A 1,035-nucleotide genomic window follows, 5' to 3' on the forward strand; every position below is an offset into this window, starting at 1 on the left:
TTCATATTGATTGCCGAATAAAAATTACAATAACCGCATTTATGAGCGCAAAATGGAATATGTATATACAACATTTATTAATTTAAGAAATCTTTTAAAGAAGTGAATCTTTTTGAATACATTTTTCTTAAAGCTTTTTTTTCTATTTGACGAATTCTTTCTTTTGTGCAGGAATATAATTTTGCTACATCGTTTAAGCTTTTTTTCTCTTCGTCTATTCCGTATCTCGCTTTTACTATGGATTTTTCCAAGTCATTTAAATCTTCCATAGCTATTTTTAATTCTTCTATAAGTTCTTTGTTCGTAAGAGTCGCTTCAACGCCCATGCTTTTATCGTCTTCTATAATATTTACAAGTTTTTCTTTTATTCCGTCAAAAGTATATTCGCTTTCCAAAGAAACATAATCGCTATTAACAGCCATTATTTGCAAAACATCTTTAGGGTCTTTATCCAAAATATCTGAAATTTCTTTGACATCGGGAATTTCTCCCGTTTTATAATATTTATCATGAATCGTTCTTTCTATATCGACTAAATCCATAGCTTTATTTAACGGAAGTCTTATCAATCTTGATTTTTCGTTTATCGCCCTCAATATGCTCTGTCTAATCCAATAAACCGCGTAAGAAATGAAATGATAGCCTCTGTCTGGCTCGAATCTGTCCGCAGCCATTATTAAACCCAAATTGCCTTCCGCTATCAAATCTTCGAGCAAAAGTCCGCTGTTTCTATATTGTTTTGCAATCGTTATTACGAATCTCAAATTGCTTTTTATGAGTTCCGCTCTCGCCTCCATATCGCCTTCTTTAAGCCTTCGCGTTAATTCAATTTCTTCTTCTCGAGTTAAAAGCCTTTCTCTTTTGGCGTCTTCAAGGTATAAGCCAATCGTATTTTCAATACTGTCGTTTTTTACTTTATTGCTCATAATTCTTTTTCTTTTTTTAATTATATTATATTAATTTTATTATAAATTTATAAATATTTACTCGCAAGGTCATGCACAACGGAATGGTTAAAAGAATGAGACGATTTAT

General features: G+C 31.2%; 1 protein-coding gene. It reads right to left on the reverse strand.

What is annotated here, in order from left to right:
* Positions 1-77 precede the first annotated feature (77 nt).
* Positions 78-926 carry a sigma-70 family RNA polymerase sigma factor gene (locus EZH24_RS12465; protein WP_236847255.1) on the reverse strand — a complete coding sequence of 283 codons (849 nt, stop codon included), beginning with the start codon at positions 924-926 and terminating at the stop codon, positions 78-80.
* Positions 927-1,035 lie beyond the last annotated feature (109 nt).

The organism is Brachyspira catarrhinii, assembly GCF_005518285.1.
GTDB lineage: Bacteria > Spirochaetota > Brachyspiria > Brachyspirales > Brachyspiraceae > Brachyspira > Brachyspira catarrhinii.

Coding starts and splice junctions, on each gene's coding strand:
- EZH24_RS12465 (WP_236847255.1), bottom strand. CDS start 926: ATGAGCAATAAAGTAAAAAACGACAGTATTGAAAATACGATTGGCTTA.